Source organism: Bacillus pumilus (assembly GCF_003431975.1).
In the GTDB taxonomy this organism is placed as follows: domain Bacteria; phylum Bacillota; class Bacilli; order Bacillales; family Bacillaceae; genus Bacillus; species Bacillus pumilus_N.
In genome coordinates, this window is the sequence record NZ_CP027116.1 from 2,431,864 (window position 1) to 2,452,199 (window position 20,336).

The window sequence follows — 20,336 nt, forward strand, 5'->3', positions numbered from 1 at the left end:
CCGATGAAGACGATCGGGTCACTCAGTTCATTTTTGCTTTTCGTATGCTCCAATGATCTTCGCCACAAGCGGGTGTCTGACCACATCTGTCTGGTCTAGCTCAATAAATGAGATGCCTTTAATCTCTGCAAGCATGTCCTTTGCAGCGGCAAGGCCAGACTGCATGCCCTTCGGCAAATCAATCTGTGTAATATCTCCTGTTATGACCATTTTAGAGCCAAACCCAAGTCTCGTCAAAAACATTTTCATTTGGGCAGGCGTTGTATTCTGCGCTTCATCTAAAATGACAAATGCATCATCGAGTGTACGTCCTCTCATGTAAGCAAGAGGCGCTATTTCAATCACGCCGCGCTCAATTAATCGTTCCGTATGATCACTACCAAGCACATCATGCAAGGCATCATATAGTGGTCTTAAATAAGGATCCACCTTTTCTTTTAGATCACCTGGTAAAAAGCCAAGACTCTCTCCTGCCTCAACAGCTGGTCTTGTCAGGATAATTCGTTTCACATGTCCATTTTTCAGTGCATGCACCGCATTGACGACTGCCAAATACGTCTTTCCTGTACCAGCTGGTCCAATTCCAAAGACGAGATCATCTTTTTTCATTGCCGCGGCATATTCCCGCTGACCGATCGTTTTTACTCTGATCGACTTTCCTTTAGCATTTTTCGTAATTTCATCTTCATACATATTTTCAAAATAATTGAGCTTGTCTTTTTGCGCCATTTTAATGGCATAAACGACATCCCGTTCAGAAATCTCAATTCCTTTTCGGATGAGATGTAAGAGAGATGTGATCAGACGGCTCGCTGTATCTCTCGATGCTTCCTGACCAGAAACATACACCTGTTCTCCGCGTGTAATAATGGAGACATTCAGCTCGTTTTCCATCAGTTTCAGATAAGCATCTTGATTTCCAAATAAAGCAATCGCTTCGTTTGGGCTATCTAATTTTTGTTGAATTTCAAGTAAATGTTCTGTCATTCTCTAGTCTCCCTGAACAATAGGTGTTGGTTGAACAATATCTTCTATTACTTGGTAAAGGATGATTAACTTAACTTTACCATTCCCTGTTGTCTCGTGCAAAACTTTTTCACTTTTCACCTCTCCTGTTTGACCTAGCTTCTCTTCTAATTCTTTTTTACCCATTTTAATCCCTGCTTGAACCGCTTCTTTATTTGTGTATGTTCGATTTATTTTTTCGCTTTCGCGTGTGATTTCCTTTTCATAGGAGAAAGGGAGCTGGAAGTTTAAGAAATGAAGCGGGTGCACTTCTGTTTCTGTTTTAGGTTCTTTCAAATCATCTTTTTTAAGAGAAAAGCCCCAAAATGGCACTGATCCTCCAAATGCGGAGAGCTTGTGCTTTGTCTTCATTTTACCCGTAAAGACGTCAAAAGATGTTTGAAGAGGGACAGAAACTTCAGAACGGTACCACGTTTCACCATAAATTTTCGCTTTAGCTCCGACCGTTTTTTGTTGTTCTTCACTGCCAATGAGCCCAGAGACGAGCATTTGTCCTTTTTTTACATGTTCATCAACCGCAGCAAGCGGCTCTCCTTTTTCCACATACATTCTTGTGATGACCGCCTTTTTCTTGGCGACGATGTGCTGAGGGCTTGTGTATTTCTCTTTTTCTGGTTCATTTTTTTCCACGACTTTCATTTGAAATGTTGTACCATTTAGCTCGACACCGACCCATGTAATGCTTTGAATATTGGAGGTCAGTGATTTTTGAATTTTTTCAGGTGTTCCCATCAGAAACTGAAAGCGGCCTTTTTGCACCCCTATTTCGTCTAAATGCTTTCTCATTTGATGCTCAGTCTCTGGATTCGCACCTTTGATCTCAATTTTCCACACCATGTTTGAAAGTGCCAATATAGTCATCAGAAAAAACACAATTCCAAGGGTGAACCCAATATTTTTCCTTGACCATAGGAGAAGAAACGGAAATCCCTTTTTTTGATGAAATGAACAAGTGACCTCATAATGTCTTTGTACTTTTCTGAAGGCATGTACATCTGATAAGCGAATAAATAAGCGCACGCTGTCTTGACGGCGGCTCACTTGAAACATTGTGATCCCCTGTCTCGTGCACTCGTTCATGAGCCGCTCAATACCGTTTCCCTTGATCTCCACTTCCACTCTCCCAATAAAATAGGCGAACCATTTATTCTTCACGCTTCTCCCCTCCGTCAGTTAAGAATCAATATAACGGACCTCATCGATTTTCCCTTCTAATAAAATCTCTTCTGGCAAAATCGTTTTAATCACAAAGTCTTTTCCTGAAATAATGCATTGTCCTTGTTTGAGCATCAGCCTTACCTCTTGATCACTGAAGAGCAAAAGCCCTTTATGGTTCTCTATGTAAATGTGGAGTCTGCCAACCATCGTAATCCGGGGAAGATCCATCATGACGTCTGGAGGGATTTCAAGTGTTCTTGTCAGCCATGCTTTAAGTCGATTTTTTCTTTTTCCCATTCAATAAGAACCCCTTCCCGCCCCATGTGTATGAGATCAAACTGAAAGATGGTGAGACTGATGAGAAAGCCTCTATATCATCCTATTCCTCAGCGGTTCATATCATGCTAATGAATCCCGTAAAACAGCCGTTTCATCATTTTGCTTATTAAAAAAGCACCTTCAGACACAAAAAAAGCCCCCTTTATCAAAAGGGGACTTTCTTCTTTATCTTTTATATGGCCGTTTCATCGTTCTGTGCGGATTTTTCGCACGCGGCTCACCAAATACTTCACCAAGTAGCATACCTTGAACAACCGTATTTTGGTTAAGCTTGTCAATGACGTGCGGTTTTATTTCAGCAGCAGAAACTTTCGGTCTGGTCAGCTGCCTTTCAAGAGATTTAAACTCTTTATTCAGCTCGCTTTTTCTTTCTTCCATTTCGGCAAGCGTAGCGGTATAACGATCCTCTAACGACTGTGACCCTTGTTTCTTCATCCCGCCATGATCATGTACATCACCAAAATCGTCCAACTGGTCTGTTCTGACCGGGTTAGGGCTTGTTTGTTCTGCTTTCTTTTGAGGCATCGGCTTATTCTGAGGAGCTGGCTTATGTTGCCGGTTGTTTTGTTCCTTCTCCTCTTGTTTACCGATTTTCCCAAAGACAGCAGAGATAATACCGATGATAATCGCAATTAGTAATGGATTTTCAAATAGAATGTCCAATGGGCTCCCTCCTTAAAGCGTGAGAGGATGCTTATTTGTTTTCATTATCAGATGGACCTTTTGTCATTTTACCAAATGAATCTCTCATATCCGTATCGGCATCAATATTCTTAATGTTCATGTAGTCCATGACTCCAATATTGCCTTCACGTAGTGCTTCAGCCATTGCAAGTGGTACCTCAGCTTCAGCTTCTACTACTTTCGCGCGCATTTCTTCAACTTTCGCACGCATTTCTTGTTCTTGTGCAACAGCCATTGCGCGGCGTTCTTCCGCTTTAGCCTGTGCAATATTTTTGTCTGCTTCTGCTTGGTCTGTTTGTAGAATAGCCCCAATGTTCTTACCGATATCAACATCTGCGATATCAATCGAGAGAATTTCAAACGCAGTACCTGAATCTAATCCTTTTCCTAGAACCGTTTGAGAAATCATATCAGGATTTTCCAGAACTCTTTTATGATTATTTGATGAACCGATTGTAGAGACAATCCCTTCACCTACACGAGCAATGATTGTTTCTTCCCCTGCACCACCGACAAGTCGTTCGATGTTTGCACGAACTGTAATACGTGCTTTTGCTTTTACTTCAATCCCGTCCATTGCCACACCAGAGATAAATGGTGTTTCAATCACTTTAGGGTTTACACTCATTTGTACGGCTTCAAGTACGTCTCGTCCTGCTAGGTCGATCGCTGCACAGCGTGCAAAGTTTAATTCGATATTCGCACGTTGAGCGGCAATCAATGCATTTACTACACGGTCAACGTTACCACCTGCAAGGTAGTGGCTTTCTAACTGGTTAATCGACACATCAAGACCTGCTTTATGTGCTTTGATGAGCGGGTTGACCACTCGGTTTGGAATCACTCGGCGAAGTCTCATTCCTACAAGTGTAAAAATGCTTACTCTAACGCCAGCCGCAAGGGCAGAAATCCACAGCATCACCGGTACAAAGGTGAAGAAGATCGATAAAACGATCAAACCTGCTGCGATAATGACAAATAATAATAAAGTTGATGGATCCATTTTATTCCTCCTATAAAATCAGTATATCTATACTTTCCTCACGACAATGCGTGAGCCTTCCGCTTTAACGATTTTAACCTGTTCATCTTTGTCAATAAACGCACCTTCAGATACAACGTCAATGCGCTCATCTCCGAGTACAGCCGTCCCAGATGGGCGAAGTGCTGTTAATGTAACAGCGATCTGTCCAACAAGATCTTCTCTTGTTTCATTGGAGACATAACCACTTTCTTTGTTTGTTGAATCGGTTAAAATGAACTTTTTAAAGAACTTCATACGTTTCCCCAACACCTTTGTCAATATAATCACTGCTATGATTGAAACAGCAGTGGCAATCAAGATGGAAATCGCCATTTCTGTAAAGCTTCCAGCTGCTAAAAATAAGCTGACAACGACACAGATCAATCCGATAGCACCTATGATTCCCCCTGGCAATACCAATTCAAGGATAATGAGCGCAATTCCCGCTAAAAACAGGAATAAGGTCTCGTATCCTGCAAATCCTGCCACGAGATGACCATAAAAGAATAAAAGAAGCGCTGTCACACCCATCGTCCCTGGAACACCAAAGCCGGGTGAATAGAGCTCAACGATTAACCCTAAGCTTGCAATGGATAAGAGGATTGGAATGACGATTGGATGCGTGAGAAAGCGCGCAACCTTTTCAGCAAAGCTCACCTCATCGTATTGAACAGAAACGTCTGTTAAGTTCAGTTTCTGAAGCAAGTCATCTATATTCTTCGCTTCGCCTTCTGCGTAACCAAATTGAAGCGCTCTGTCTGTATTAAAGGTGAGCAGTTCTCCTTTTGGTGCACCAGCGTCTTTTGCGTCTATGTCTGGATCAGCCATCGCAAGCGCATACTTCGGATCTCGCCCCTGCTTTTCGGCAGCATCACTCATTTCAGCAAGCCACAAAGATTCAGACTTTTGATCAGCAGCATTGCCTTCTCCGTCAATGATCGCAGCAGCCCCCATCTTTCCATTTGGGGTCATATAGATTTCATCGGCACTCAGCGCAAGGAATGCACCGGCTGAAAGCGCTCTATGATTCACAAACGCTGTCACTGGGATATCTGACGCACGAATGGTATCTGCGATCTCAAGCGCCGCATCGACTGCACCACCTGGTGTATTAATGTCGAGAATAATATGTTTTGCTCGCTCCGACTTTGCCTGCTCAAATGACCGTTCAATGAACTTAGAAAGTCCTTTTTCGACTGTATCTTCAATCGGGATAACATGAACATTTTGATCTGCTGATTTCGCGGTCAATTGAACCCCTAATAATAAGCATATTATAAAACAGCTGAAGAGAGCAATAGAAACTTTTATTTTTTTCATCTATTTGGTGATCCCTCCTCTCTATCTTCCATTTTACCGTTCCTTTACATACGTTACAAATGTATCATAGGTTTCATTTTTATATGACAGAATCATGAGGGCATAAAAAAAGTACCCTTCTAACAATAGAAGGATACTTTTTTATTGAGACAGCTGCTCGCTGACAAGTCTGTTAATGACAGCTCCATCAGCTTTACCTTTTACTTTTGGCATAATAGCGCTCATGACTTTACCCATATCAGCCTTTGATGAAGCACCTGTTTCAGCAATCGTTTCATTCACGATCGTTTGCAGTTCTTCTTCAGAAAGTTGTTTAGGTAAATAAACGTCTAAGATGTCAATCTCTTTTTGAACTTTATCTACTAAATCTAAGCGATTAGCTTTCGAAAATTCATGGAGGGAGTCTTTACGTTGCTTAATCTCGCGGGAAAGGACGGTTAGTTCCTCATCGCCGGTCAAACTGTCTTTCTTAAGCTTTATTGCTTCATTTTGGAGCGAAGCCTTTACCATACGAATGACAAGAAGCTTGTCTTTCTCACGGTTTTTCATAAAAAGCTTCATATCAGAATTTAATTGCTCAAGAAGACTCATAAAATCCACCCTCTTTAGAATTTACGTTTTCTAGCAGCTTCAGACTTTTTCTTACGCTTTACGCTAGGCTTTTCATAAAATTCACGCTTTCTTGCTTCTTGCAATGTTCCAGTTTTGGATACACTGCGTTTAAAGCGACGAAGAGCATCTTCAAGCGATTCGTTTTTTCTAACGACCGTTTTTGACATTCTCTTTCCCTCCCTCCGAATACACCAATCGACTGCATTAAAAAAAGATATACATGCAAAACATGTACCTAGACATTATAATATAAGCCTCGTGTGAGGTCAACTAAGTGATTTGGAAATATATTTTCGTCATGAACAGGTAGACAAGTCCATATATTCATTGGTAAGAGGAGGACTTTTCTATGATGGCGATCATTTATTTTTGTGCACTTATTTTCATTTTTTTATGGTCAATGGGGTTGCTGAGAAAAGGATTAATGGCGCTCACATCGGCCCGTATCGAGAAATCACTTCTTCTCTTTACAGATCATCCCGTAAAAGCATTCTTGGTTAGTATCGTGTTTACAGGAATCCTTCAAAGTAGTTCAGCATTTATGGTCATTGTGATCGGATTTGTCAGTACAGGCATTCTTTCTTTTAAAAAATCAATTCCCATGATCCTTGGAACCAATATTGGCTCTACATTTACGACAGAATTCATCGCCATTAAAATGGACGTCTTCATGTGGGTCTTGATCATAGCCGGTCTGATATTCATCATGCTTGGCAGAAATTCTGTTAGACATGCAGGAAAAAGTGTATTTGGGCTTGGGATGATCTTTTTTTGCATTCAAGGCTTTTCTAAAATAGCGGGTATGATGACAAGTCAGCCTGAAACATTACGCTTTCTTGAAATGATGCAGCATTCTGATTGGACGGCACTGCTTTCAGGTACTATTTTTACCGCGATTGTTCATTCAAGCTCTGTCTGTATCGGCATTTTAATGGGATTTATGAATGAAGGGACTGTTGCGCTTCAGGAAGGCATCAGCTTTGTGTTAGGATCCAATATTGGGACATGTATTACTGCGGTCATGGCTGCCATTTCTGGAGGTTATGCAGCACGTCAAACGGCTTACGCACACGTTGTATTTAATGTGCTCGGGGTGCTTTTATGCCTGCCATTCCTTGCCCTCATTACAGAATTCGTCGCCCATCTCGCAAACGCCCCAGCCCAGCAAATCGCGCACTTCAGCCTGCTGTTTAACGTGGCAAGCTCATTGCTTTTCTTTCCCTTCATTCGCCCTTTTCACGCATTGATCTTATGTCTTTTACCAAATCAATCAAAATAAAAGAAACCGGCTTGCTTTTTTGGCAGCCGGTTTTTTATTGATTATGAGGTCATTCTCATTTTGTCTGTTTGCACATCATCGCTCATACGGACGAATTGTCCTTCGTTATAAGGATAGCCCGCTTTCGTGATCTTCACTTTGACCAAACGGCCAATCATGTCCTCTGTTCCTTCAAACACAACCTTCATATAGTTATCGGTATAACCTACATATAGATTGTGGTTTCCTTCTTGTTCTTTGAAGGATTCTTCGGGAATAATCTCTAGGACATCCCCTTCATATGCTGATGCATATTCTTTCGCAAGCTGGTCAGAAAGAGCAATCAAGCGGTGGACGCGTTCGTTTTTCACATTTTCATCCACTTGATCTTCCATTCTTGCAGCTGGCGTACCTGTACGTTTGCTGTAAGGGAATACGTGCAGCTCAGAAAATTGATGGTCTTTGACAAAATTGTACGTCTCCAAAAACTCTTCTTCTGTTTCTCCAGGGAATCCGACAATGACATCAGAGGTCACAGCAAGACCTGGCAATGCTTGTTTCAGTTTCGTTAAACGCTCTGCAAAGAATTCCATCGTGTATTTACGGCGCATTCTTTTTAGTACAGTATTCGAGCCAGATTGAAGCGGGATGTGCAGGTGTCTGACAATTTTATCTGACTGATCAAGCACTTCAATCACTTCATCTGTAATTTGGCTGGCTTCGATAGATGAAATACGGATTCGTTTTAATCCGGCCACACGTTCATCTAGTTCTTTCAGAAGCTTCGCAAAGTTATAATCCTTTAAGTCTTCTCCGTAGCCGCCTGTGTGAATGCCTGTTAACACAATTTCTTTATAGCCGGCATCAACGAGCTGCTGGGCTTGATTGATGACTTCTTCAGGATCACGAGAACGAAGAAGTCCGCGTGCCCAAGGAATAATGCAGAATGTACAGAAATTGTTACAGCCTTCTTGGATTTTTAACGAAGCACGCGTTCTGTCTGTAAAAGCAGGAACATCAAGTTCTTCAAACACACGTGCTTTCATGATATTGCCAACCCCATTAATTGGCTGTCTTTCTCTCCGATATTCTTCAATGTAACCAAGTAATTTATGTCTGTCTTGTGTACCAACCACAATATCAACGCCAGGAATCGCCATGATTTCTGCTGGAGATGTTTGAGCGTAACAGCCTGTTACACAAATGACACCATCCGGGTTATGACGAATGGCTCTTCTAATGACTTGGCGGCTTTTCTTATCGCCTGTATTCGTGACCGTACATGTATTAATGACATATACGTCTGCTTTAGATTCATACTCTTTTCTTTCATAGCCAGCTTCTTTAAACAGCTGCCAGATCGCTTCTGTTTCATAGTGATTGACCTTACAGCCAAGTGTATGGAACGCTACTGTTCCCATCATGATTCACCTCTTAATAACTCTGTTTGATAAGATATAGCAGAAAGCGCGTAAAGAGGAGCTGTTTCCGTTCTTAAAATGCGTGGTCCAAGCCCGCAAATGGCTGCACCGATCGTTTCAAGCTCGTCAATCTCCTTTTCTGCCAAACCGCCTTCTGGGCCAAAAACCACTAGCAAGGTTTGTCCGTCTTTCATCTGTTGAAGCACAGTTTGAAATCGGCTTTGCTCTCCTTCTTTCGATGATTCTTCGTATGCAACGACACATTTATCGAATTCACCAGCTAATTGAGTCAGCTCTTTAAACGTTGATACTGGATAAACATGGGGAATCATATTCCGATAGGACTGCTCGGCAGCTTCTTTGGCGATTTTCTCCCAGCGCTCTCGTTTTTTATGCGCCTTTTTTTGGTCAAGCTTTGTAATAGAACGAGCCGCTTGAAACGGGATAAATGCACTTGCGCCGAGCTCAGTGCCTTTTTGGATAATCAGCTCAAGCTTATCTCCTTTTGGGAGGCCGCTTGCAATCGCCACTTTTACCGGAAGTTCTCTGTCCTGATTTGTCCAGCCTTCAAGGTGACAAATGACTTCTTCCTTTGTTATTGTATCAATTTTACTGAGCGCTTCAAAGCCATCTGTCGTTAAGCAAAGGATGTCCTGCCCTGCTTTCATCCGCATGACATTGGAAAGGTGATGTACATCTTCACCTTTTATAACGACGACTCCTTTAGCGATTGCTTCTTCTTTCGTGAGGTCGATAAAATATCGTTGCATACGTGTCCTGACACCTACTCGCTTTATTTTTTCGCTATAATGCTGACCCAATCTTCCATTGACAGCACTTCTACAATGTCAAAACCTGCTTCTTCTAATGCTGTTTTGACTTGTAATTTCTTTTGTCCAATGATGCCTGATGTAATGAAATAACCATCTTTTTTCAATAAGTCATAGGCTTGATCTGTAAAGCGCAAAATCACTTCTGCCAAAATGTTGGCAACGATCACATCACGCTCACCTGAAATTCCATCAAGTAAGTTGTTTTGTTTGACCGTCACTTGTTCGCTTACACGATTAAGCTCGATGTTTTGCTTCGCACTTTCAACCGCAACGGTGTCGAGATCAAAGGCATGAATGTCCTTTGCACCAAGCATCGCTGCTGCCACACTTAAAATCCCAGAGCCTGTTCCAACATCAATCACCATATCGTTTTCCTTCACATAGCGTTCAAGTGCCTGGATGCAAAGAACGGTTGTTGGATGCGTACCTGTTCCAAATGCCATTCCTGGGTCCATTTCAATGATCAATTCATCAGAATGAACAGGTGTATATTCTTCCCATGTAGGAACGATGGTAAATTTTTCTGAGATTTTGACAGGATGATAGTATTTTTTCCATGCGGTAGCCCATTCTTCTTCATTCACTTCACAAATAGACAGCGTATTTCGTCCAAGGTCAATATCGTATAGAAGAAGATTGTTGATGGCTTCTTTGATCTCATCTACCGTTTCCATCAAAAAGCTGTTCATCGGAAGATAGGCTTTCACGATGACCCCTTCATCAGGATAGTCATTCGGATCGAGCTGGTAGATCTCACCGTATACATTTTCACGTTCCTTGATTAAATCAAGCGGGTCCTCAATCACGACACCACTTGCACCTGCTTCATGCAAAATATTGGTGATCGGTTCCACCGCTTCATTTGTTGTATGGACGCTAATTTCTGACCACTTCAATACTACCAACTCCTTATCCGTCTTACTCGCCTTTAAATGCGCGTTTTACCTTATCGAAAAAACTCATTTCTTGTTCGTCCGGTTTATTCCCGCTCACTTCAGCAAATTTTCTGATGATATCTTTTTGATTGTCTGTTAAATTTGTCGGTGTGACGACTCGTACGACGATATGCTGATCGCCTTGACCATAGCCACGTACATTTTTCACACCTTTTCCTTTGAGTCTAAACTTCGTACCAGTTTGTGTGCCAGCAGGAACTTTCAATTTCACTTTACCATGTAGTGTTGGTACTTCAATTTCGTCACCTAATGCAGCCTGCGCAAAGGTTAGCGGCATTTCGCAGTAGATGTCATCTCCGTCACGTTCGAAGAATTCATGCGCACGCACATGGAATACAACAAACAGATCGCCTGGAGGTCCTCCATTTACACCTGGTTCCCCTTGACCAGACACTCTGAGCTGCTGACCGTCGTCAACACCTGCTGGAATCGTCACATTGATTTTCTTACGCTTACGCACTTTACCAGAGCCGCCACATGTAGAACATTTGTGATCGATTTGTTTTCCTGTTCCACTACAGTAGTTACACACTCTGCGGTTGACTACTTTACCAAACGGCGTTGATTGTTCCACATTTAATTGACCTGAGCCGCCGCAATGTGAACAAGTCTTCGCTTCTGTCCCAGGCTTTGCACCTGATCCATGACATGTTTCACATGATTCCTCGCGAGGAATCTCAATCGTTGCTTCTTTCCCAAATGCCGCTTCTTCAAAAGAAAGCGTCATTGTATATTGCAGGTCTGCTCCTTGACGCGGTGCATTTGGATCTCTTCTTCTGGCTCCGCCGCCAAAAATACTTGAGAAGATGTCATCAAAGCCGCCGAAGCCGCCAAAGTCTCCTCCACCACCAAAACCGCCGCCGCCAAAGCCTTGGTTTGGATCAGTATGACCGAACTGGTCATATTGCGACCGCTTTTGATCATCAGATAGGGCTTCATAGGCTTCTTTTACTTCTTTGAATTTCTCATCTGAGCCCGCTTCTTTATTAATATCAGGGTGATACTTTTTTGAAAGCTTGCGGTATGCCTTTTTGATCTCGTCTTTTGAGGCGCTCTTACTCACGCCAAGCACTTCATAGTAATCACGCTTACTCATCTCTTCACACTCCCGATTTTCTCACATAAATACGATTGTATCATTTTGATTTGACCTTTTTCAATTCCTTTCATCGTTGAAAAGAAAAAAAGTCAAAGCCAAGAGATCCTGACTTTGACTTTCTGACGAGTACGTTTCAGCAGTCTTTTTCAAAAGTAAAGGTGATTATTTTTTCTCTTGATCGTCGTTTACTTCTTCGTATTCTGCATCCACTACATTGTCATCTGCATTTTGAGCACCTTCAGCGCCTTCTTGCTGAGCTTGTGCTTGTTTTGCAGCTTCTTCATAGAGCTTTGTCGTTAGTTCTTGAACGATTGTTTGCAGCTCATCTTTTTTCGCTTTGATGTCTTCAAGCTCACCTTTTTCGATCGCAGCTTTTAGTGCATCTTTCGCGTCGTTTGCTTTTTTCACTTGCTCTTCATCGATTTTGCCTTCTAGATCTTTTAATGTTTTTTCAGTTGTAAACACTAATTGATCTGCTTCATTGCGCACTTCGATTTCTTCTTTTTTCTTCGCATCTGCTTCAGCATTTTCTTCTGCTTCTTTGACCATTTTTTCGATCTCATCATCAGAAAGACCTGAAGAAGATTTGATTGTGATGTTTTGTTCTTTACCAGTTCCCATATCTTTTGCACGTACGTTGACAATACCATTTTTATCGATATCAAACGATACTTCGATTTGTGGTACGCCGCGTGGTGCTGGTGGAATGTCTGTCAATTGGAAGCGGCCTAATGTTTTATTATCTGTTGCCATTGGTCGCTCACCTTGCAAGACATGGATGTCTACAGCTGTTTGGTTGTCAGCAGCCGTTGAGAACACTTGAGATTTACTTGTTGGAATTGTTGTATTACGTTCAATCAGCTTCGTGAATACGCCGCCCATTGTTTCAATTCCTAGAGAAAGTGGTGTGACGTCAAGAAGAACTACGTCTTTGACATCTCCAGTGATAACTCCACCTTGGATAGCTGCACCAAGTGCAACCACTTCATCAGGGTTTACCCCTTTATGAGGCTCTTTACCTGTTTCTTTTTTGATTGCTTCTTGTACTGCAGGAATACGAGTTGATCCACCGACAAGGATGACTTTATCAATCTCGCTAGCAGATAGACCAGCATCTTTCAGTGATTGACGTACAGGTGTCATTGTACGCTCTACAAGCTCAGCAGAAAGCTCTTCAAATTTAGCACGAGTTAACGTTAATTCAAGGTGAAGAGGTCCTGCTTCTCCAGCAGTGATAAATGGCAATGAAATTTGTGTAGATGATACACCTGAAAGATCTTTTTTCGCTTTTTCAGCAGCATCTTTTAAACGCTGAAGCGCCATTTTATCTTTAGAAAGGTCAATGCCGTTTTCTTTTTTGAATTCAGCTACTAGATGATCAATGATGACTTGGTCAAAATCGTCTCCACCTAAGCGGTTGTCCCCAGCAGTTGAGCGTACTTCAAAGACGCCGTCTCCAAGCTCAAGAACTGACACGTCAAATGTACCGCCACCAAGGTCGTATACAAGAATCGTTTGATCTTCTTCTGTTTTATCTAAACCATAAGCAAGTGCAGCTGCTGTTGGTTCGTTGATGATACGTTCTACTTCTAGACCAGCAATTTTACCAGCATCTTTTGTTGCTTGGCGTTCTGCATCGTTGAAGTAAGCAGGAACTGTGATAACAGCTTTTGTTACTTCTTCGCCAAGATAGCTTTCAGCGTAAGATTTAAGGTGTTGAAGGATGATTGCAGAGATTTCCTGCGGTGTATAGTTCTTGCCTTCAACTTCTACTTTATAGTCTGTACCCATATGTCTTTTAACAGACATGATCGTGTTCGGGTTTGTAATTGATTGGCGTTTCGCTACTTCACCCACTTGGCGCTCTCCGTTTTTAAAAGCGACAACAGATGGTGTTGTACGTGCTCCTTCAGCGTTTGCAATGACTTTTGGCTCTCCGCCTTCAAGTACTGCAACACATGAGTTTGTTGTTCCTAAGTCAATCCCAATGATTTTACTCATAATCGATGACCTCCCATTATGTAGTTATTGATTTACTTTTACCATTGATGGACGAATAACTCGGTCTTTGAGTATATAGCCCTTTTGCAATTCTTCTACTACGATGTTTGAATCGAAGTTTTCATCTTCAACTTGCATGACGGCTTGATGAAGGTTTGGATCGAACTCTTTGCCGACAGCTTCAATTGGTTCAACGCCTTCATTTTTCAACGCTTCTACCAGCTGGCGGTAAACCATTTGCATTCCTTCTAACAAACTTTTCGTCTGCTCATTGTCTGGATCAATTCCAAGCGCTCTTTCAAAGTTGTCAAGAGCTGGGAGAAGATCGCTGACAACATGTTGAGAACGATATTTTTGCACGGTCTCCACTTCAGTTCGAGCACGGCGTTTATAGTTTTCAAAATCTGCTTGAACACGCAGAATCTTGTTTTCTTTTTCATCTAGAAGCTGCTGCAATTCATCAATTTTCTCTTGGAAGGCAGACTGTTCATCTTGTGTTACTTCCTCAGTATCTGCTTGAACTGCTTCTTCTTGTGCTTCAACCTCTGCTTCTTGCTCAGGTGTCTGTTTTTCTTCTGACATTGTGTTCACCTCCCTCAAAAGATTCTAAAATCCGAAGGGGCTGTGCCCCTATCTTTTATCACCCTACTCATCATACAAATTGGAAAGTGCGTTTGACAAGTCTTTTGATACATGATGCAAAAGACTGACCACCCGCCCGTAGTCCATACGGGTTGGTCCGATGATGGCAATGGAGCCGAGTGATTTGTGATCAATCGAATAAGTGGCTGTGATCAAGCTGCAATTCTCCATTGCTTCCAAATTGTTTTCTGAACCGATTTTAATGGTGATTCCTTGCTGGTTTGGATGAAACAGCTGCATGACATCCTTTTTTTGCTCAATCAGCATCATGAGTGAGCGAATGCGGTCGATGTCATGAAATTCTGGCTGATTCAGCATATTAATCTTCCCGCCAAAGAAAAGTTTTGATTCATTTTGTGTTGAAGTAAAAGTGTTGCCCAGCGCATCTAAAATGTGATCATAATCTTTTAAATGCGTGCGTAGAAGCATCACGACTTCTTTATACATCCTGTCCTTCAGCTGGTCCATTGGGACGCCAGCTAAGCGGCTATTCAAAATATTCATCAGCTTCTCAATATCGGAGACATCGAGATACTCAGAGAAGGTAATGGTTTTGTTTTCAACGTGCCCGCTGTCCGTAATCATAATCGCTACTGCTTTGTTTGGCTGAACCGGGACAAGCTGAATTTGCTTTAATCGATTTTCACTTAGCTTTGGACCAAGCACAATCGAAGTATAGTTTGTGAGATCTGATAAAATTTCCGCCGATTTTTGAACTGTTTTTTCCAGCTCAAAAATTTTCTCCTGAAACGCCGATTGGATGAGCACAAGCTCTTTAGACGACAGTTTACGCGGAGAGAGCAAATGATCTACATAATAACGATATCCTTTTTCTGAAGGAATTCTTCCTGATGAAGAATGGGTTTTTTCAATAAAACCAAGTTCCTCCAAATCAGCCATTTCGTTTCTTATCGTCGCAGAGCTGAATGTGATGTCTTCTTTTTTAGAAAGAGTCCTTGATCCAACTGGCTGCGCCGAGCGAATAAAGTCATTAATGATGACTTGCAGAATCAAAAGCTGACGATTTGTTAACATCATCATCACCCCTGTTAGCACTCTCTTTCAACGAGTGCTAATTGTATAAACAAAATTACCAAACTCAAATTAAAATGTCAATTATAACTCACCGAGAAACGCTTGAAATACTTCATTCCCTAACAATTTTCCTTTTCTTGTTAAACGAATTCCGATGTCATCTTTTACAATGAGACCTTTTTCTTCTAAATCTTCAAGAACAGAGGAAAAAAGAACTTCTGGTGTAGCACCATATTTGGCTTGGAAATCGGCACTTTTCACCCCTTCGATTTTTCGAAGACCTAAAAACATTTCTTCTTCTATCTGTTCTGCTTTTGTGACTTGATGCGTTTCTTTATATGGGAACCCTGTTTGCTCAATCAGCTCCAAGTAATGCTTCACTGGCCCTGCGTTCACATTTCGGACGCCATCTACATACCCGTGTGCCCCTGCACCAAAACCGAAGTAATCTTCATTGCTCCAATAGGTGAGGTTATGCTGGCTTTCAAAGCCTGGTTTGGCGTAATTACTGATTTCGTATTGCTTTAATCCATGGCGCTCCATTTCATCCATCACAAGCTCATACATTTCAGCCTCACGTTCTTGAGGCGGTAAATGCAGTTTTCCTTTTTGCATTAAGTTGTAAAACACCGTTTTCGGCTCCACAATCAGTGAGTAGACAGAATAATGCTCTGCTCCTAATAAGAAAGCTGTCTCAAGTGAATTCATGACATGATGCTTTTCTTGATGCGGCAAGCCAAACATGAGGTCAAGGCTAATGTTGTCAAATCCAACCTCTCTTGCTCGCTGGAAGGACGTGAGGACATCTTTCTTTTGATGAACTCGTCCGATTTTTTTGAGTAAATCATCTTCAAAGGTTTGGACGCCAAAGCTTAGCCGATTGACGCCGGATGCTTTTAATACATGCAATTTTTCGAGTGATAATTCATCTGGGTTCGCTTCCACTGCAAATTCAACCAGTTTTTTTGTCGGCTTCAACACACGGTGGATGCTGTTCATGAGCTGATCCAGCTGGCTGACGGTCAGGGATGTCGGCGTTCCTCCACCAATAAAGATTGTCTTTAGTTCTTGCTCGCCTTTTTGATCGATCGTATGCTGCATCTCTTTTTCAAGTGCCGCTAAATATTCATCGACTGGCTGCGTTTTAATGAAAAATTTATTGAAATCACAATAGTGGCAAATGTGCTCACAAAATGGAATGTGAATGTATGCTGCTTTCATTTGAGACACCTTCTTTACAGGTAAAGAGCCGCAGTTTATCGCTGCGGCACCTTTGTTTGTTTTCGACTATAAACGCCAAGGCTGACATTGTAAAGCAGGTTGCCTTGTGGATGTTATTTTTTCGGTGTGCTGTCGTCCATCTTCAGCACAGCCATGAATGCTTCTTGCGGGACTTCAACAGAACCCACTTGCTTCATGCGCTTTTTCCCTTCTTTTTGCTTCTCAAGAAGCTTTCTTTTCCGGGAAATGTCTCCACCGTAACATTTTGCAAGTACGTTTTTACGCATCGCTTTAATGGTAGAACGAGCCACGATTTTTTGACCAATCGCCGCCTGAACTGGTACTTCAAAGTGCTGGCGTGGAATGAGTTCTTTCAGCTTTTCTACGATGATCTTGCCTCGTTCATATGCGTAATCGCGGTGAACAATAAAGGAAAGGGCATCGATTTTTTCGCTATTCAGCATGATGTCCATTTTCACTAGAGTAGATGGGCGATAGCCAATCAGCTCATAGTCAAATGATGCATAGCCTTTTGTGTTGGACTTTAGCTGGTCAAAGAATTCGTACACGATCTCTGCCAAAGGGATTTCGTACACAATGCTTACGCGGTTTGCATCAAGGTATTGCATGTCAATGAAATGACCGCGCTTTCCTTGGCAAAGCTCCATGACTGAGCCTACATAGTCATTCGGCACCATCATCGTCGCTTTCACGTATGGTTCTTCAATTCGCTCAATCTTTTGCGGATCAGGCAAATTGGATGGGTTATCTACAACGATTTTTTCTCCGTCTGTCATATACACATCGTAAATAACACTTGGCGCTGTCGTAATGAGGTCGATTTTAAATTCACGCTCAATCCGTTCTTGGATGATTTCCATATGAAGCATTCCAAGGAAGCCGCAGCGGAAGCCGAAGCCAAGTGCTTGGGATGTCTCTGCCTCATATTGAAGTGAAGAATCATTTAATTCAAGCTTTTCTAACGCTTCACGCAAGTCGTTATATTTCGCTGTGTCGATTGGATAAAGGCCGCAGTACACCATTGGGTTCAGCTTTCTGTATCCAGGCAGAGCTTCTTTCGCAGGGTTTTCCGCACTTGTAATCGTATCCCCTACACGTGTATCTCCGACATTTTTAATCGCAGCTGTTAAGTAGCCAACATCTCCCACGGTGAGTTCGTCTGTTGGCATCGCTTTCGGTGTGAAAACGCCGACTTCAAGTACTTCAAACTCTTTACCTGTCGCCATCATTTTGATTTTCTGACCAGGTTTTACGGTGCCTTCAACAATTCGTATGTACGCAATAACACCGCGATACGCATCGTAGAGGGAATCAAAAATAAGGGCTTGAAGCGGTGCTTCTGGATCTCCAGCAGGTGCCGGTACCTTTTCAACGATTTGTTCTAAAATATCCTCGATCCCAATGCCCGCCTTAGCAGAGGTGAGAACAGCTTCAGACGCATCCAACCCGATGACATCTTCAATTTCTGCTCTTACTCGTTCAGGTTCTGCACTTGGCAGATCGATTTTATTGATAATCGGAAGAATTTCTAAGTTGTTATCAAGAGCTAAATAAACATTCGCAAGTGTCTGTGCTTCAATTCCTTGTGCTGCATCTACTACAAGAATGGCACCTTCACAAGCAGCTAGGCTTCGAGATACCTCATAGGTGAAGTCGACATGCCCTGGTGTATCAATCAGGTGCATAATATATTCTTCTCCATCCTTCGCCTTATATTTCAGCTGGACAGAGTTTAATTTAATCGTTATGCCGCGTTCACGCTCTAAGTCCATGGAATCAAGTAATTGTTCTTTCATTTCTCGCTGTGTAATCGTCGCTGTTTTTTCTAATATACGGTCAGCCAATGTAGATTTCCCATGGTCAATATGGGCGATAATGGAGAAATTTCGAATTCTTGATTGCCGTTCTAATCGTTTTTCTTTATCTGTCACAATCTATCACTCCTACTATAAAACGCGGGTTGCGCTAGCTTAGATTATATCAATAGGGATGTAAAGATTCAATCGAAATCAAGAAAAGCCGCTCATCGATCAGCGGCTTTTATCAAAAGGATGATATCTCATAAAATAAAATCCATATAGTGTTCAATTGATTGGTTTATTTCCCATTCACCCAATCATAAAGAGAACGCGCTGCATGTGTCATGCCATCAGATAGCGCTTTTCCTGCCTTGGAGAAGGCATTAAAGCTCTCTATTTCCTCAAGCTGCTTTTGTTTTTCGGCAAGATCTTTTTCTGTAACAGCCGTTCCTAAAATGGACGCTTCTCTTTCTTTGTCGTCGTTCATTTGAATGGAGAAAGCACCTTTTAATTGCGGATCATGGTAGCCCTTCATTTGCAGCATGCCATTATTCGCCTGCTGCATTCCTAAAAAGACGCCAAACAGCAAGACCAATCCTAAAATAATGGTTTTTCCGATAAATGAACCCATGCCCGTCACCACCTTAAGAACGTTTTTTCTCATCCTTTGCTCTGCCGTTCACCTTTTCTGCGTCCCAGAAAATATCGCTGAAAATATCTGCTGCTGCATTGGATGAATTTTTTAATTCTTCCATATTATTATCTACTCCGCCAAATTCTAAAAGAAGGGCTTTGTCAGATAAATCCTGATTATAGATTCCATTATCACCAATTTCTCCTTTGGCAAACACACCGACACTGAGACCTTTATATTTTTTCTCCATCAAATGGTGGAACTCTGTCGCAAGCTTTAGATTTTTCTCATAGCTTTGATTCTTCTTTCCGACAACAAATGCAATTCTCGCATATTTTTTCCCTTTGATCTCGACAGTGGTGTCTTTCTTTCTTCTTGAATCGCGGTGGATATCAATTAAATATTCGAGGTCATCATTTTTCGCTAAGGCTTCTTTTACGACCAATCTTGATTCATTATAAGACTGGGGATACTTTAATCCTTTTTGCAGAAGCCGTTTTTCAATTTCAGTTTTGTCGACCGTATTTCCGATTCCTTGCTGATCCAGCGCTTTTCCGAACATGTCACCGACAAGGGTAACGTTCACTTTTGAGTGCCGTGCATTGTTTGGATTCGTTTCTCCTTTTAAAAATGGTAAATATGATTCCGTATTATGTGTGTGATAAATGTAAACGGCTTTCCGTTTTCCTGTCGACCGGTCCGGCTCTTTCGCAGGCTTTTTCGGCACGTCTTTGTCGAGCTTGTCCAGCTCAGCCAGGTTTGCTTCTTTTTCATCTTTGATGACTTCACTTGGCGGCGGCGATTCCATTGGCATGTTGGTATAGTCTGTTCCTTCACCCGCTAAGATGATTTTTGTATCAAAATGTTCAAAGCCTGGCAGTTCTCTCCCTAGAAAACTACGGGGATCTTCTAAATTAATACTTGTCGCAAGCTTGAGTGACAGTCCAGAGAAATGAAACCCTTTTTGATCTTTCGGAACTGCTGAGGCGAAATATTGGTTTTCCATGCCCATTAAGGTGGCGAAAAACGCCCCGGAAAGCTCATCTGCTACACCATATAGCGAGGCTTGCGGTCTCAGCTCCGGCTTTAAAGATGTCAACGCTCCTGACATCACAAACACCACAACAAGAGAGGCAATAAATAAGAAAATACTTTTGACTACTTTTGTTCCATTAATCGCAACGACCAACTGTCGAGGACGGCGGGGTCTTTTTTTCATGATTTACTCCCTCCAGCACGCTTTCTAGTAATTA

At 42.0% G+C, this 20,336-nt stretch carries 20 protein-coding genes; 1 reads left to right on the forward strand and 19 read right to left on the reverse strand.

Features of this window, described 5'->3' with window-relative positions; all coding sequences use genetic code 11:
• Positions 1 to 27: 27 nt before the first annotated feature.
• From C5695_RS12665 to rpsU, 8 genes are all read right to left on the reverse strand, one after another.
• Entirely contained in the window at positions 28 to 987 is a 960-nt protein-coding gene (locus C5695_RS12665; RefSeq protein WP_117731036.1) for a PhoH family protein, read from the reverse strand.
• 3 nt (positions 988 to 990) lie between these two features.
• A complete protein-coding gene (gene yqfD, locus C5695_RS12670; RefSeq protein WP_117731037.1) occupies positions 991 to 2,181 on the reverse strand; it encodes a sporulation protein YqfD in 1,191 nt (396 codons plus the stop codon).
• A gap of 18 nt (positions 2,182 to 2,199) precedes the next feature.
• Positions 2,200 to 2,481: a sporulation protein YqfC gene (yqfC, locus tag C5695_RS12675; protein WP_012010618.1), complete on the reverse strand. Its 282-nt coding sequence runs from the start codon at positions 2,479 to 2,481 to the stop codon at positions 2,200 to 2,202.
• Positions 2,482 to 2,688: 207 nt separating this feature from the next.
• Positions 2,689 to 3,186 carry a hypothetical protein gene (locus C5695_RS12680; RefSeq protein ID WP_117731038.1) on the reverse strand — a complete coding sequence of 166 codons (498 nt, stop codon included), beginning with the start codon at positions 3,184 to 3,186 and terminating at the stop codon, positions 2,689 to 2,691.
• A gap of 31 nt (positions 3,187 to 3,217) precedes the next feature.
• Positions 3,218 to 4,210: a flotillin-like protein FloA gene (gene floA / locus C5695_RS12685; protein WP_117731039.1), complete on the reverse strand. Its 993-nt coding sequence runs from the start codon at positions 4,208 to 4,210 to the stop codon at positions 3,218 to 3,220.
• Positions 4,211 to 4,237: 27 nt separating this feature from the next.
• On the reverse strand, positions 4,238 to 5,551 hold the full coding sequence (locus tag C5695_RS12690; RefSeq protein WP_117731040.1) for an NfeD family protein: 1,314 nt from the start codon (positions 5,549 to 5,551) through the stop codon (positions 4,238 to 4,240).
• 141 nt (positions 5,552 to 5,692) lie between these two features.
• Positions 5,693 to 6,142 (reverse strand): GatB/YqeY domain-containing protein, encoded by a 450-nt coding sequence (locus tag C5695_RS12695; protein WP_117731041.1) that lies wholly within the window; start codon positions 6,140 to 6,142, stop codon positions 5,693 to 5,695.
• 14 nt (positions 6,143 to 6,156) lie between these two features.
• Positions 6,157 to 6,330 carry a 30S ribosomal protein S21 gene (rpsU, locus tag C5695_RS12700; protein ID WP_003152957.1) on the reverse strand — a complete coding sequence of 58 codons (174 nt, stop codon included), beginning with the start codon at positions 6,328 to 6,330 and terminating at the stop codon, positions 6,157 to 6,159.
• Positions 6,331 to 6,512: 182 nt separating this feature from the next.
• Between rpsU and C5695_RS12705 the strand changes: the two genes are divergently transcribed.
• Positions 6,513 to 7,442, forward strand: a complete 930-nt coding sequence (locus tag C5695_RS12705) for a Na/Pi symporter (RefSeq protein WP_117731042.1) — start codon at positions 6,513 to 6,515, stop codon at positions 7,440 to 7,442.
• Between the two features lie 41 nt (positions 7,443 to 7,483).
• On the opposite strand, the gene mtaB is transcribed toward C5695_RS12705, so the two are convergent.
• The 11 genes from mtaB to C5695_RS12760 all read right to left on the reverse strand — a co-directional run bounded on the left by mtaB (position 7,484) and on the right by C5695_RS12760 (position 20,302).
• Positions 7,484 to 8,842, reverse strand: coding sequence for a tRNA (N(6)-L-threonylcarbamoyladenosine(37)-C(2))-methylthiotransferase MtaB (mtaB, locus tag C5695_RS12710; RefSeq protein ID WP_117731043.1), 1,359 nt, complete (start codon positions 8,840 to 8,842; stop codon positions 7,484 to 7,486).
• A complete protein-coding gene (locus C5695_RS12715) occupies positions 8,842 to 9,612 on the reverse strand; it encodes a 16S rRNA (uracil(1498)-N(3))-methyltransferase (RefSeq protein WP_117731044.1) in 771 nt (256 codons plus the stop codon). The genes mtaB and C5695_RS12715 overlap by 1 nt, the downstream gene beginning before the upstream one ends.
• Before the next feature lie 23 nt (positions 9,613 to 9,635).
• Positions 9,636 to 10,571, reverse strand: a complete 936-nt coding sequence (prmA, locus tag C5695_RS12720; RefSeq protein ID WP_117731045.1) for a 50S ribosomal protein L11 methyltransferase — start codon at positions 10,569 to 10,571, stop codon at positions 9,636 to 9,638.
• Positions 10,572 to 10,593: 22 nt separating this feature from the next.
• Positions 10,594 to 11,727 carry a molecular chaperone DnaJ gene (gene dnaJ / locus C5695_RS12725; RefSeq protein WP_117731046.1) on the reverse strand — a complete coding sequence of 378 codons (1,134 nt, stop codon included), beginning with the start codon at positions 11,725 to 11,727 and terminating at the stop codon, positions 10,594 to 10,596.
• A gap of 165 nt (positions 11,728 to 11,892) precedes the next feature.
• Positions 11,893 to 13,731: a molecular chaperone DnaK gene (gene dnaK / locus C5695_RS12730; RefSeq protein WP_117731047.1), complete on the reverse strand. Its 1,839-nt coding sequence runs from the start codon at positions 13,729 to 13,731 to the stop codon at positions 11,893 to 11,895.
• Positions 13,732 to 13,755: 24 nt separating this feature from the next.
• Positions 13,756 to 14,313, reverse strand: a complete 558-nt coding sequence (gene grpE, locus C5695_RS12735) for a nucleotide exchange factor GrpE (protein ID WP_117731048.1) — start codon at positions 14,311 to 14,313, stop codon at positions 13,756 to 13,758.
• A gap of 63 nt (positions 14,314 to 14,376) precedes the next feature.
• Positions 14,377 to 15,408, reverse strand: a complete 1,032-nt coding sequence (gene hrcA / locus C5695_RS12740; protein WP_117731049.1) for a heat-inducible transcriptional repressor HrcA — start codon at positions 15,406 to 15,408, stop codon at positions 14,377 to 14,379.
• 81 nt (positions 15,409 to 15,489) lie between these two features.
• Entirely contained in the window at positions 15,490 to 16,629 is a 1,140-nt protein-coding gene (gene hemW / locus C5695_RS12745) for a radical SAM family heme chaperone HemW (RefSeq protein WP_117731050.1), read from the reverse strand.
• 113 nt (positions 16,630 to 16,742) lie between these two features.
• The gene (gene lepA / locus C5695_RS12750) at positions 16,743 to 18,581 is read right to left on the reverse strand and encodes a translation elongation factor 4 (protein WP_117731051.1); all 1,839 of its coding nucleotides are present in this window, start codon (positions 18,579 to 18,581) and stop codon (positions 16,743 to 16,745) included.
• A gap of 166 nt (positions 18,582 to 18,747) precedes the next feature.
• On the reverse strand, positions 18,748 to 19,080 hold the full coding sequence (locus C5695_RS12755; protein WP_117731052.1) for a YqxA family protein: 333 nt from the start codon (positions 19,078 to 19,080) through the stop codon (positions 18,748 to 18,750).
• Positions 19,081 to 19,093: 13 nt separating this feature from the next.
• Positions 19,094 to 20,302: a stage II sporulation protein P gene (locus tag C5695_RS12760; protein ID WP_117731053.1), complete on the reverse strand. Its 1,209-nt coding sequence runs from the start codon at positions 20,300 to 20,302 to the stop codon at positions 19,094 to 19,096.
• Positions 20,303 to 20,336: the final 34 nt, after the last annotated feature.